This is a genomic window from Arcicella sp. GW458-12-2-14-TSB2 (assembly GCF_059423785.1).
The window spans coordinates 1-11,779 of sequence record NZ_JBWKYN010000186.1; the positions used below are offsets into that span (position 1 = coordinate 1).

Consider the following 11,779-nt stretch of genomic DNA (forward strand, 5'->3'; position numbering starts at 1 on the left):
CCCAAATCAAACTATATTACAATTTTAAGTACTTTAACTTTCACAAAACTCAGGGCAACCTATTTTAGGCAAGCACAAGCGTTCGTACAAGTTATCTAAAATCTGCTAATCGTTTGTATTTCAATGAATTGTCAACATCAAAATACCAGAAAATTTTTGAAAAATACTTAAAATAATACATCCTTTATGATTGTTAAACTACGCCAAGCATGGACAAGTACACAATACATCTTAATCATATTTAATACCTCATAATTCATATCTCATACCTCATATCTAAATACCTACCTCCACCATTCGGCAAACTCCTCATTTTTATATTGCTCATCGTTTGATAGAAAAGCCTTTGCATAACTCAACCAACCTTTATCAAAATATTTTTCGTTGGGACTAAACTCTCCTGCCCCTAAATCAAAGTCACAGGCAATATTAGGTACGCGATAATCTGCCCATTTACAAATTTTAGATTTTTTAGTATTATACATTGTCCAAGTACCTTCAAAAGCATTATTAAAATATCCATCTGAAAGCAAGTTGATATCATCATACTTCACTTGGTTATCTTTATTAATATACCATTTCGTGCGTAATTGTCCTGTAAAAACACCTGTATGGGATTGATTTCTATTTTCAAAAAATTCATATTTAGCGATTAATAGCCCTTGTGTTTTAACGCCTGTATCCTTGGCTTGATTATCCACACCAAATTGCTCTCGCTTGGTCTCATGAATTTTCTCCACGATTATTTTACCAATAAAATCGCAGACATTCCCTTTTACGTTTGATTTACCATAAACAAAATACTCTTCTGGATTATTGGTATTTTTAACAACAGTAATAACCCTTACCTTAATACGTTGAAAATCATCTCCTAGCACACCCAATACGTTATAATTATCTGTCTTATTCCACAAATCTGAAAAGTCAGATGCAAGAAATACATTTTTTTTGTTTTCTTCATACATCTTCTCTCCACTTAAAATATCGTTATGACAATTTGTTTGGGAAAAAATTGAAAATGAGCTAACAATAAAAAAAAGAGATAATATTGTTTTCATTTTATTGAGACATTGTTTTTGATTGATTGTTAATTGACCTCTAAAAATACTCATTATTTTTATTCAATAGGTATATTAAATAATAGTTGTGAATAGTAAAATAAAACGTAGGGTTGGTATTGAATACGACCTTATTCCCAAACAATAGGACGAATGCAATTCGTCCCTACTGTTCTTTAATCTTTTTTCTGTGCTGTTCTCCCCAAATACTCAATTCATTTAATAAACTTTTTAAAGTATTGCTATATTCAGTTGCTTCATAAATAATAGTCACTGGAGTAGTAGGATATACTTTACGTATGATAAGGTAATTTAATTCTAAATCTTTCAATTCATTGGATAATACCTTGGGCGATATGCCCGTGATTTCATGCTGAATCTCGCTAAAACGTTTTGGCGATTGGACTAAGCAAAGTATTACTGGAAGTTTCCACTTTCCATTAAGAACATACATCGCATCAATGACGTTTTTGAGCGACCCAGCACATTCTGTCTTGCTCATAAGTATTTCATTTTCAATTGTTTTCATCCCCACAAAGATACAAACTTTCCTAAAAGTAACCGCTTTCCTTTGGGTAACTACTAACTTTTGTATACTTCAAGGCAATACCTTTGTCCTTGACAATTCGATAGAAAAAACCTTTTAAAAGGACTGACAATCTCGGAATTTTAAATTAATCAATAAAACATTTATGAAACGTATCCTTCATTTAAAATCTAGCCTACTAGGCAAAGACTCTTATAGCATTAAGCTAGGCAATGCCATAGTTGAAAAAATTCAGGAAAAGTATCCTGACAATGAACTTGAAGAATTAAACTTGGTCGATATCGAAATGCCGCATCTTACTCCTACTACCCTGCGTACATTCTTTATTCCTAAAGATCAACTGAATGAAGAAGAACAAGAAGCAATTAGCTTATCTGATAGATTGGTTAAACAGTTATTCGGGGCAGACATCATTGTAATAGGTGCACCACTTATCAATTTTACTATTCACACATTGCTAAAGGCTTGGATTGACCATGTGACTAGACCTGGAATAACTTTCGGATATGGTGAGGACGGCCGACCTATTGGGATGATAACAGGAAAAAAAGTTTATGTTGCCATGTCTTCTGGTGGTATTTATTCAGAAGGTGCAGGCAAAGCCAACGATTTCGTTGCCCCCTATTTAAAGGCTTTTCTTGGCTTTTTAGGTATGACAGATTTAACCGTTTTCCGAGCTGAAGGATTAAAAGTGCCAAATGTGAAGGAATACGCCATGGCAAAAGCTATTGAGAGTATAAAAATTGATTAATATGTCCAGCAGTCGCTCACTTCCAAGTGAGTGACGACTATTAAAAGGCTTCCAGCCGTAAAATCAATCATATAACATAAGCCATTAAAAAGTAGCGGTAACCGCAAGGGTTACCGTTTTGTACCTACAAATGCAACCACAAGGGATTACCACTACGTTATTAAAAATAAATGACTATGGAAGTCTCATAATTCATAAACATCCATTAAGGTATCATTGATTTTATCAGTCAGTATCTCTACAAGTTCATCATCCATAAACTCATAATCGTCTGGAATATCGAGATTTTCAATAGTAGGTAATTCCAGAAAACTATAAACCTCCTTGATTTTTGCTTTTTGGTCAGTCTCCATCACAAAAACAAAGTCTGCCCAGTTCAAATCGTTTTCAGAAATTTTCCTTACACTCTTGGGGCTCAATCCTACTGACCGAATATTAAAGCGATGATCATTTTTAAAAATATGCTCTGCTGTTCTGCTACGCTTTTTGTTTTTTCCACAAACTACCAATATGTTTGGTCTTTCAGTTGTTATCATTCAATATTTTCATTACTTATACTAAAAACAGTAAGTAGGGACGAATTGCATTCGCCCTATTGGTTTGTACACAAGGACGAATGTAATTCGTCCTTACCATTATTACAAACACGCAATCATTTTCTTAATCTCAGCTTTATCAAATTGTTGAGATTTAGCCTCAATCTCTGCCAAGGTCAATGGTTTATTGTTGCCAGAATTGGGGAAGATTAAATAAACAATTCCTTTGTCAGAATCTGAAGCAATAATTTGCTTCAAATTCTTCTTATAAATCAATTTAATACCTAAATTCTCAGATAGTTTTACAGAGCCTTCTCCTATGTGTTTGTTATTACCCGTATCTGCAACAATTGCAAAACTTCCTTTGTTTGTTTTTTGATTAAATACATAAGCCAAATCACCTTTTTTGACACCTTTCGCTATCAAATTAGGAGGAATAGCGATATAAGGGATTTCTTCGGAATTTACATATCTTCTATAGTCTGTTGCTTTTTTAGTAGCATCTACCAAAGAAGTTTGGGAAAGGTAATATCCAGGGAATGGGTCAGAAGATTTTTGTATATATGGCTTGTTACCCTCAAATACAATGACACTCGGACTTAAATTACCAACTCCTCCAGCACTAGAAAGATTGTCCAAGCCAATATTTTGAGGATGATAAGCCCGAGGCGACCCATCAACATCAATTGTCATCTCTGATACATAGCCAATAACCGCATTATTAATCTTCCAAACTTTCGCAGTTGGGTTTTTAGGATAAGAAAGTTTTAAATCAACTTTTTCACAAGTAGTTTGACCAACAATACTATCTTCACTAAAGAAGAGGACTAAAACTAAAGTTAAGATTCTTTTCATCGTAGTAAAGTTTAAGGTAATTTTTTTATTTTTCAGTAGCTTTCATGCCTAAATAAGTAGTGGCACTAATACCCATCAAACCTAGGGTTTCAGGACTAAATTCTGGGAAATCTCTGTCTCCATGTGCCATTTTCTTGAAAAAAACTACTAAAAAAACAACACTAAAGATAAGGTTGAAAATTAGGGCTTGATAGCGATATACAGTAACCCCTGTTGAGTCTGAAAGTATTTGAGTGAAAAAATTAATTGGTTTTCTAAGTTTAGGAGGCATTTCACTTTCAGCCTTAGGATTATCTACAACTACTGTTGGAGGAGTAGTACTGCTATCGATAATATTCGCTACAGCAGTAGTACCAACGCCTATACCCAGTAAAACCAAACAGGTTGAATTGAGTGGTATTACTTCGCCTCTGATACCAAAGCCAATCACAAAACAGGCACCTATTATGGTAGTCCACCATAATCCTTGTGTACGGGCAAAACTATAGGTTTCTACAGGACCAGTATCAGAATCAATCACACAGATGTCTTTTAGGATTTTTGTTTTGACCGAAAGGGAAATTGCACTGAAGACTATCAACAGTGCCAAAGCATTACAAATGAAGTTCATGGTTATTTATAAGTTAAATTGGTTATTCAAACCTAATAAAAAAGCCAGCCCTTTAAAAGGCTGGCTTACAATAATTTATCTTATATTTATTATTCGGTGCATTAAGGCTTATTCTACCTCCAATTTCCCTACATTCTCAAACTTAATAGAGCCATCTTCATCTACTTCCATCATCACTACCGAATCTTTATTAATATAATTACCTAAGATTTGTTTAGACAATTCGTTCAAGATTCTTCTTTGCATTACTCGTTTCAGTGGTCTAGCACCCATCGTTGGTTCATAACCTTCTTCTGCAAGTTTCACAAGGGCTTCATCTGTACTTTCCAAAGTGATGCCTTGTTCTCGTAAACGTTCTTGAATATGTCTGAACTGAATTCTAACGATTTGGCTAAGGTTATCTTTAGACAATGGCTCAAACATAACAATTTCATCTACACGGTTCAAGAATTCTGGTCTTACTACTTGTTTCAATAAAACCATTACCTCTTCTTTGGCTTTCTCCATTACGATATGATTGTTCCAACCTTCCATTTCTCCCATTTTTTCTTGGATGATATGGCTACCAATGTTAGACGTCATGATGATAATAGTATTCTTGAAATTAGCAATTCTACCTTTGTTATCCGTTAAACGACCATCATCAAGCACCTGCAACAAAATGTTCCAAACATCTGGATGAGCTTTTTCAATTTCGTCTAAAAGAATGACAGAATATGGTTTTCTACGAACAGCTTCAGTCAATTGTCCCCCTTCATCATACCCAACATATCCCGGAGGTGCTCCCACCAAACGGCTTACCGCATGGCGTTCTTGGTATTCCGACATATCAATTCTCACCATCGCATTCTCATCGTTAAATAGGTAATCTGCTAAGGCCTTTGCCAATTCAGTTTTACCTACGCCAGTAGTTCCCAAGAAAATAAACGAACCAATCGGACGTTTAGGGTCTTGCATTCCTGCACGAGAACGACGAACAGCATCGGAAATAGCCTCAATAGCCTCTTCTTGTCCAGCTACTCTTTTACCTAATTCAACTTCCAGATGTAGTAATTTTTCTTGTTCAGCACGCATCATTTTTGATACAGGTACGCCCGTCCATTTAGCTACTACTTCTGCAATGTTCTCAGGGGTTACTTCTTCTTGCAACATCGGCGTTTCGCCATTTTTATCAGCAGTTTTTCCGTTTTGCAACTGTTTCAGCCTATTTTCAGCCTCCACTAATTTACCATAACGTATCTCTGCTACTTTACCATAATCGCCAGCTCTCTCAGCTTGTTCAGCTTCCAATTTCAAGCGATCGATATTTTCTTTTTCTTTACGAACTTCATCCAAAACAGACTTCTCACCTTCCCATTTCGCCATCAAACCACTTTTCTTATCGGTAAGTTCTGCTAATTCTCGGCTGATAATATTTTCGCGTTCTTTATTATTTTCACGTCTAATCGCCTCACGTTCAATCTCCAATTGCATGATTCTACGTTTCAAAGCATCAATCTCTTCAGGAACAGAATCTATTTCCATCCGCATTTTTGCTGCAGCCTCGTCCATCAAGTCAATGGCTTTATCGGGTAAAAAACGATCTGAAATATAACGGCTCGATAATTCTACAGCTGCAATTACAGCATCATCTTGAATCCTTACACCGTGGTGTAGTTCATATTTATCTTTAATCCCCCTTAGGATAGAAACAGCATCAGTAATATCTGGTTCATCGACTACTACCATCTGGAAACGACGTTCCAAGGCTTTATCTTTCTCGATATATTTCTGGTACTCTTTCAAAGTAGTTGCACCAATAGCATGCAATTCTCCACGAGCCAACGCTGGTTTCAATAAGTTAGCTGCATCCATCGCCGAATCTCCGCCACCACCTGCACCAATCAAGGTATGAATCTCATCAATAAACATGATGATTTCTCCCTCTGCATCTGTTACTTCTTTGATAACTGCTTTTAGTCTTTCTTCAAACTCACCTTTGTATTTCGCTCCAGCAATCAACAAACCCATATCTAACGTATAAATTTGCTTAGATTTCAGGTTTTCGGGTACATCACCCATTACTATTCTTTGTGCTAATCCTTCTACAATTGCGGTTTTACCAACCCCTGGCTCCCCTACCAACATAGGATTATTCTTGGTGCGTCGTGATAATATTTGTAATACCCTGCGTATTTCTTCATCTCTACCAATCACAGGGTCAATTTTCCCAGCTTTGGCTAATTCATTTAGGTTTCGAGCATACCGTTCTAATGAACGATAGGTTGCTTCTGCATTTTGGTCTTTCACGGTTGTGTTTCCTCTTAGTTCTTTTATGGCACTTTTTAATTCTTTTTCCTTATATCCACTCTCTTTCATCAAACTTGCCACAGAATCTTTCCCTAACAGGATTCCCAATATTAATAACTCTATGGATACAAATTCATCTGAAAACTCTTTCAATAAATTCTCTGCTTTGGTAAAAGCCGCAGCAGCATCGTTTGCTAAATAGGGCTGACCTCCACCAGAAACTTTAGGATAGCCATTTACTATATTTTCCAGTTTAGATGAAAAAATTGCTTGATTCACTTGTAACTTTTTCATCAAAAACTCTGAAGTATTGGGCTCCTCGTCAATGATGGCTTTTAACAAATGTCCCGTTTCAATAGCTTGTTGGCCATTTGCTGAGGCAATCGAAGCGGCATGTTGGATTACCTCTTGAGTCTTGGTTGTATATTTATTAAAATTCATCGTATAAATGATTTTCTGTTTTTCAATCGTTGATACTACTATTTTATCAAAAGCTAAGCCAAGCTAGTTTTGCGGAAAAAATGGCATATTTTTCCGCAAAAAATCAAAATATTTAAGCCAAAATGACGGTTTTTTTGTTGGAGACTTTAGGATTTTAGGACTTTAAGACTGGAAGATAAAAGAAACAAAACTTAAAGATATTTAGAGTTGAGGACTTTAAGAAGAAAGAAGCCTCCCCAGCAGTCGCTCGTTTCTAACGAGTGACGACTATTATGAGACTTCAAGCCGATAAGTAAGAAATAAGACTTTAGGATTTCAGACTTCAGAAGTTTAAGAAGAAAGAAGAAGGTTTAGAAGTCCCCTCCCGCAGTCGCTCGTTTCAAACTAGTGACGACAATAATCAGGCTTCCAGCCTTTTAACATAATCGCCGTAAAATAAAAATAACAGTAAATTGAGTATTTAAAGCCTGTTTTTATCATGGTTTTTTACAAAATTTGCCGTAATATTATACAACTCAAATTTGCTCTATTATGAAAAATCTCTCTACTTTATTTTTAGCACTTTTAGTGCTGGGTTTCATTCGTTGTACTAAAAAAGATGACCCTACCAACCCAATTACTCCTCCTACCACAACAGAAGAGCCATATTTTGAATATAAGATTAACAATAACTCCGCTGTGCATGTTGACTGTAGTGCTATTAAGTTCTTAGCTGCAAGTGGTGGTAGTACAGTCACACTCGTTGTTGCTACTTCTGCTTCTACAAACTCAACATTTACTTTTGCTTTTTATGGTGCAGCATCGGCCTTAGATACAGTTAAAACTGGTAATCATCCTTTATTGGCATATTCTAGCTTTATGCCAGTATCATCAGCTACTCCAATGCACTTAAGTTTAAAAGTGCCTCAAACTACTGGTAGTAACGATTATTTCTATAGCTTGGCTCCATCTGAAGCCACTCATAAGCATACTATAAAATCTATCACTAAAGGTGATATTGAAAGTGACAGACGAATATATTGGGTAGAAGGAGAATATAATTGTAAAGGACAACAACTACCAGGAACAACCACCGCTACTATATCAGGTAAATACAGATTTAAGCTATTAGCCGTACAATAAGGTTCACAAAGAAAGAACATAACAACCATAACATTTGCCCTTCCACTTGTACTGAAAGACAAGTGGAAGCCCTGATAAATAGGATTTTAATCTAAACATTTGTACTTTCAGAAAACTTTGTTGTTATATACCTTTCGATTTTCCTTTCGGAATAAATCGAACAGCTTAAACAGTGTAAGTCATTGGCACAATTATTTAACACATTAGGTAAAGTAGTATCTTACCTTTGATGATACATAAAATTCTTTTTTGCATCACGTTATTTAATACCCAATAAACATATTACAAGATAATTTTTATCAATATAACAACAAAATTTCATGAACATAAAACGAATTTTCGGGGCTTTGCTCACCCTATTAGGTGTTATCGGACTTATTTATGCTGCTACATTATTTGTCAATAAATCAGGTGGACACAATACGAAGGCCCTTATTACTTATGGAATTATTGGCTTTATTTTCTTTTCTTCAGGAATCAGTTTGATACGTTCAACAAATGACCAATCATAAGATTTTGGGACTTTAGGATTTGTGGACTTTAGACGTTAGACTTTGAGACGCCAACAGTCGCTCGTTTTTTAACGAGTGACGAACATTGTTAGGTTTCAAGCCGATAACTTGAAGTAAGACTTGAGGATTATGGGTGGAACTTTTGATTATAGACGTTAAGACCCCGCACACTTAGACCAACGAGGAAATCAACGATTTTTACTAGGTTAAGCCTGTAGCTTGGATTTATTATTCATTTCAGTTTGAAACTGAAATGAATTTATCCTACTCCAAGTGACGGTTTGCTTAACAATGAACTAGCGAAGGTATCATTAGTGGTTGTCTATTCAGAAAAAGTCGCAAATGTTTGTCCATTGTAACAATACAGTCCACAGTTTCGAGTTCCAATCCAAATGTTTCCTTTTCTATCTTCAAGCATACTCCAAACTGAATATTTACCCATTCCGTCTTTGGTAGTAAAATTTTCAAAAGTCTTTCCATCATAACGCCATAATCCCCCTATACTTTCTGTAGTATTCAGTTTTTCACCTCCGTCAAACCAAATATTTCCGATTTTATCTTTAAAAATGGCTGAACCTATATTTGTTTTTTCTGCATACATTGTAAATGTTTTACCATCATAACGGAATACACCGTTTTGCCTTCCACTAAACCAAATATGTCCGTTTTTATCTTCTAGCATATACCTAATCCATCCATCTCTATTAGGTTTAGTACTCTTAATAGATTTTCCGTCATAACGGATAACGCCTTCTTGTGTAATTGGTCCAGAACCCATCCAAATTGTTCCATTACTATCTTCTAAAAAGCACTGTATCCATTGGAGTTTAAGATGTTGATTGTTTGCAATACCATTATTATCTAAAAAACGGCTGAATGTTTTTCCGTTATAGCAATACAAATCTAGCGAAGTACCAAACCAAATTATGCCATTTTTATCCTGCATCATACTCCAAACTGCATTTACACCTAATTGTGGTGTTGCTACACCAAAACCTATCAGACTGGTCAGCATAAACGGAATTCTTGACACTGTTTTTCCATCGTATCTACTAACCCCATCGTCTGTACCAAACCAAATATTACCAGATTTATCTTCTAAAATAGACCAAACTTTATTATTACTTAAACCATCTTTTTTGGTAAACTGCGTAAATTCTTTTCCATCATATCGATAAACACCTTCGCCTGTTGTTCCAAACCAAAGATTACCGTTTTTGTCTTGAAGACTACAATGTATGTTTTGATGTACAGTTGTACCTTGTGTTTTGATCAACTTTGTATTTCTACTGGTAAATGATTGTTGTTCAACAACCGTTTCATTGGTTCGTTTACTTTTTGTCTGTCCGTTACAAGAAGTAAAAAATATGTACACTAACAGTAAAGAGAAGATTGGATATTTAAGTTTAAGCATCGTCATTTGTATTTTTTTTTTGCTAGTTTTCTGCACCAGCAAGATTTTCTCTATTGGCGCGTTGCTGTCGCACAGGTTGTTGGTCTATGCGACCCAGTAAAAAAATACCAACAACGGCAACAATACTTTTCGGACAGCCTCAACAAAGCTATCTTTAATACCCCCTATACAGGTAAAAAAAGTGTAAAAAGAGTGTAAAAAAGTGTAAATGATTGGTTTTGGGGGATTTTAGGACTTCAGGATTAGGGGACTTAGGACTTTAAGATTTTAGACATTAGGAACACCCGAACGCAGTCGCTCGCTTTTTAACGAGTGACGACTATTGTTAGGCTTCCAGCCGATAACAAGAAGTAGGACTTTAAGCAGGAAGAAGGTTGAATAAAATAGACTTTAATCCAAAATAGGAACTCTTTTACTAGTTCAAGCCTGCGGTTTGAACTAGTGGAACGAATCAGACCTATCCTATCTTTTTCTGTATTTGCCAATAATGCCCGAAAGGGTCTTTTATTGTTCCTTGTCGGTAACCATAGTCATAATCTTGTGCTGGACTTATTTCTATAGCTCCCGCAATGATTGCTTGATTCATTACTGCATCTACATCTGGTACAAACAAACCAATGCAACAGGTACAGCCATTGTGTTTGTCAGGAGGGAAAAAAAGCTTAGAGGTTATTTCATGAACATGAAAAATAGCACCATCTATACAAAGTTCAGCTACGTGAATAGTATCATCTTCGTTTCTAAAACACATATTCTCTGTTGCTCCAAAAGCATTTTTATAGAATGATATGTCCATTACCCCATTATTGATATAAAGCTCTGGGGCAAAAAAAGTATTACCAGCATTCGTCGTCATAGTTTTTGGGGTTTTAATCAAAGTATATGCTTAGGTTATTTTTTAGCAGTCGCTCGTTTTTTTAACGAGTGACAACTATTGTAAGGCTTCCAGCAGCCTATGGCTTGGATTTGATATTTATTTGTCATCTTTAGGAATGTATCGGTTATAAAAGTTACCAGTTCCTTTTGCATCAAGTCTTCCAACAATTACTTCTATAGAGCTTTTTGACAATTCAATTCCAGTTCTTAAATGATAATGTTCTCTTGTTCCAACTGGCAATAATTTATTATCTACTTTTTCTTGGTTAAGCTCAGCAATTTCGATTAGTAATTTAGCTAAAGATTTAAGTCCTTCTGCATCTCCGTGAATTAGTATTTCGCCATCCTTTTTTGTCTTTATTATGTGCAAAGAATATGTCCAAATTTCCTTCAATTTCGTTTCTTTTTGTCTTTTTATATTTCATTGTTATCTCTATTGACGGTCGGTTCTATAAAACTTAGGCTCTTTGGCTTGTTCTAAAAGACATTAGAAGCTTTGCTTAGACTAGCTGTGAGATTTATAAATCTTCCCATATCTCGAAACTCATTATTCTTTCATTTTTAACTCTAAAAATAACATAAGAATCTGTATTACCTATTCTTAACCTTAAAATATAGCCTAAATCATTTTTGATACGGTTATTAAAACTATTCGGGAAGTGCTTTTTTAAAAGATTAGGAGTATCGCCAATTTTTAAATGAAGATAGTCAAATACAAAAAATTTATCTTCTATATAAAAGACTTCTATTTTTTGATTTCTAATTTCA

General features: G+C 35.2%; 13 protein-coding genes. 3 read left to right on the top strand and 10 right to left on the bottom strand.

Features of this window, described 5'->3' with window-relative positions:
* Nucleotides 1–284 precede the first annotated feature (284 nt).
* Together AC07XN_RS20375 and AC07XN_RS20380 are read right to left on the bottom strand one after the other, a co-directional pair.
* A complete protein-coding gene (locus AC07XN_RS20375; RefSeq protein WP_494744374.1) occupies nt 285–1,058 on the bottom strand; it encodes a hypothetical protein in 774 nt (257 codons plus the stop codon).
* A 166-nt stretch (nt 1,059–1,224) separates the two neighbouring features.
* Complete coding sequence (locus tag AC07XN_RS20380) at nt 1,225–1,560, bottom strand: winged helix-turn-helix transcriptional regulator (protein WP_494744375.1); 336 nt, start codon at nt 1,558–1,560, stop codon at nt 1,225–1,227.
* A 190-nt stretch (nt 1,561–1,750) separates the two neighbouring features.
* Here AC07XN_RS20380 and AC07XN_RS20385 point away from each other — a divergent pair, with 190 nt between their 5' ends.
* Nucleotides 1,751–2,356, top strand: coding sequence for an FMN-dependent NADH-azoreductase (locus AC07XN_RS20385; RefSeq protein WP_494744376.1), 606 nt, complete (start codon nt 1,751–1,753; stop codon nt 2,354–2,356).
* A gap of 185 nt (nt 2,357–2,541) precedes the next feature.
* On the opposite strand, the gene AC07XN_RS20390 is transcribed toward AC07XN_RS20385, so the two are convergent.
* The 4 genes from AC07XN_RS20390 to clpB all read right to left on the bottom strand — a co-directional run bounded on the left by AC07XN_RS20390 (nt 2,542) and on the right by clpB (nt 7,087).
* Entirely contained in the window at nt 2,542–2,892 is a 351-nt protein-coding gene (locus tag AC07XN_RS20390; protein WP_309920491.1) for a protein-tyrosine-phosphatase, read from the bottom strand.
* A gap of 102 nt (nt 2,893–2,994) precedes the next feature.
* Complete coding sequence (locus tag AC07XN_RS20395; RefSeq protein ID WP_494744377.1) at nt 2,995–3,747, bottom strand: hypothetical protein; 753 nt, start codon at nt 3,745–3,747, stop codon at nt 2,995–2,997.
* Between the two features lie 25 nt (nt 3,748–3,772).
* Nucleotides 3,773–4,357 (bottom strand): hypothetical protein, encoded by a 585-nt coding sequence (locus tag AC07XN_RS20400; RefSeq protein WP_309920498.1) that lies wholly within the window; start codon nt 4,355–4,357, stop codon nt 3,773–3,775.
* 108 nt (nt 4,358–4,465) lie between these two features.
* The gene (gene clpB / locus AC07XN_RS20405; protein ID WP_494744378.1) at nt 4,466–7,087 is read right to left on the bottom strand and encodes an ATP-dependent chaperone ClpB; all 2,622 of its coding nucleotides are present in this window, start codon (nt 7,085–7,087) and stop codon (nt 4,466–4,468) included.
* A 531-nt stretch (nt 7,088–7,618) separates the two neighbouring features.
* Here clpB and AC07XN_RS20410 point away from each other — a divergent pair.
* Both AC07XN_RS20410 and AC07XN_RS20415 read left to right on the top strand, forming a co-directional pair.
* Nucleotides 7,619–8,209 (top strand): hypothetical protein, encoded by a 591-nt coding sequence (locus AC07XN_RS20410; RefSeq protein ID WP_494744379.1) that lies wholly within the window; start codon nt 7,619–7,621, stop codon nt 8,207–8,209.
* A gap of 320 nt (nt 8,210–8,529) precedes the next feature.
* Nucleotides 8,530–8,721: a hypothetical protein gene (locus AC07XN_RS20415; RefSeq protein ID WP_323247939.1), complete on the top strand. Its 192-nt coding sequence runs from the start codon at nt 8,530–8,532 to the stop codon at nt 8,719–8,721.
* 322 nt (nt 8,722–9,043) lie between these two features.
* Here AC07XN_RS20415 and AC07XN_RS20420 read toward each other — a convergent pair whose 3' ends face one another.
* The 4 genes from AC07XN_RS20420 to AC07XN_RS20435 form a co-directional block, all read right to left on the bottom strand.
* Nucleotides 9,044–10,135 (bottom strand): ligand-binding sensor domain-containing protein, encoded by a 1,092-nt coding sequence (locus AC07XN_RS20420; RefSeq protein ID WP_494744380.1) that lies wholly within the window; start codon nt 10,133–10,135, stop codon nt 9,044–9,046.
* Nucleotides 10,136–10,592: 457 nt separating this feature from the next.
* Nucleotides 10,593–10,991, bottom strand: coding sequence for a VOC family protein (locus tag AC07XN_RS20425; RefSeq protein WP_494744381.1), 399 nt, complete (start codon nt 10,989–10,991; stop codon nt 10,593–10,595).
* Between the two features lie 117 nt (nt 10,992–11,108).
* Nucleotides 11,109–11,405 carry an Imm32 family immunity protein gene (locus AC07XN_RS20430; RefSeq protein WP_494744382.1) on the bottom strand — a complete coding sequence of 99 codons (297 nt, stop codon included), beginning with the start codon at nt 11,403–11,405 and terminating at the stop codon, nt 11,109–11,111.
* Between the two features lie 124 nt (nt 11,406–11,529).
* A partial coding sequence (locus AC07XN_RS20435; protein WP_494744383.1) for a hypothetical protein occupies nt 11,530–11,779 on the bottom strand: 250 nt, incomplete at its 5' end.

What these genes read in the sequence shown, in the direction of transcription:
- AC07XN_RS20415 (WP_323247939.1), top strand. Translation starts at nt 8,530, where the DNA reads ATGAACATAAAACGAATTTTCGGGGCTTTGCTCACCCTATTAGGTGTT.
- AC07XN_RS20390 (WP_309920491.1), bottom strand. Translation starts at nt 2,892, where the DNA reads ATGATAACAACTGAAAGACCAAACATATTGGTAGTTTGTGGAAAAAAC.
- AC07XN_RS20400 (WP_309920498.1), bottom strand. Translation starts at nt 4,357, where the DNA reads ATGAACTTCATTTGTAATGCTTTGGCACTGTTGATAGTCTTCAGTGCA.
- AC07XN_RS20385 (WP_494744376.1), top strand. Translation starts at nt 1,751, where the DNA reads ATGAAACGTATCCTTCATTTAAAATCTAGCCTACTAGGCAAAGACTCT.
- AC07XN_RS20425 (WP_494744381.1), bottom strand. Translation starts at nt 10,991, where the DNA reads ATGACGACGAATGCTGGTAATACTTTTTTTGCCCCAGAGCTTTATATC.
- AC07XN_RS20395 (WP_494744377.1), bottom strand. Translation starts at nt 3,747, where the DNA reads ATGAAAAGAATCTTAACTTTAGTTTTAGTCCTCTTCTTTAGTGAAGAT.
- AC07XN_RS20420 (WP_494744380.1), bottom strand. Translation starts at nt 10,135, where the DNA reads ATGCTTAAACTTAAATATCCAATCTTCTCTTTACTGTTAGTGTACATA.
- clpB (WP_494744378.1), bottom strand. Translation starts at nt 7,087, where the DNA reads ATGAATTTTAATAAATATACAACCAAGACTCAAGAGGTAATCCAACAT.
- AC07XN_RS20410 (WP_494744379.1), top strand. Translation starts at nt 7,619, where the DNA reads ATGAAAAATCTCTCTACTTTATTTTTAGCACTTTTAGTGCTGGGTTTC.
- AC07XN_RS20375 (WP_494744374.1), bottom strand. Translation starts at nt 1,058, where the DNA reads ATGAAAACAATATTATCTCTTTTTTTTATTGTTAGCTCATTTTCAATT.
- AC07XN_RS20380 (WP_494744375.1), bottom strand. Translation starts at nt 1,560, where the DNA reads ATGAGCAAGACAGAATGTGCTGGGTCGCTCAAAAACGTCATTGATGCG.